This window comes from Paenibacillus plantiphilus, from assembly GCF_927798095.1.
Classification (GTDB): Bacteria; Bacillota; Bacilli; order Paenibacillales; family Paenibacillaceae; genus Paenibacillus_Z; species Paenibacillus_Z plantiphilus.
Genome location: NZ_CAKMMF010000086.1, coordinates 1 through 531 on the forward strand (window position 1 = coordinate 1; position 531 = coordinate 531).

Genomic DNA, 531 nt, shown 5'->3' on the forward strand with positions numbered 1-531 from the left:
TTAAAGAAGTGCGTGACCATCAATATCTTGAACTACTCCTGTCTGCCCAACAACCGCTACCACAGTGTTTTTCATTTGCGTGAGGATCACACCGGCATTCCGCTCTTGGACGATATTGAGATTCATGTGATTGAGCTGACGAAGCTGAATGAATTTGCGGCGGAGTTGGAGGAAGGCGGTTTGGTAAACTGGCTGCTATTTTTGAAGGGTGTAGACAAATCAAATTGGGAGGTGTTGACGATGAAAGAGCCGATGCTGAAGAAAGCGATGGACACACTGGAGTTTTTAAGTCAGGATGCGGCAGCGCGCATGGCTTATGATGCCCGGATGAAGGCGCTTAGCGATGAGAAGTCGCGTATTGAAGGTGCGAAAGCGGAGGCAAGGGCGGAGGCAAGAGCGGAGGCAAGAACAGAGACAAGCACTGAAATTGCTGCCAAGCTCTTGAATAGGGGCGTAGATCTGCAAACCATTGCGGAAGCAACGGGGCTGTCTATAGAAGAAATCAAGGCGCTGCAACCCATTAACTGACGG

The 531-nt window shown here is 49.9% G+C and carries 1 protein-coding gene; it reads left to right on the plus strand.

Features of this window, described 5'->3' with window-relative positions:
- On the plus strand, positions 1 to 528 hold a 528-nt coding region (locus L6H65_RS26465), incomplete at its 5' end, for an Rpn family recombination-promoting nuclease/putative transposase (protein WP_236347779.1).
- Positions 529 to 531 lie beyond the last annotated feature (3 nt).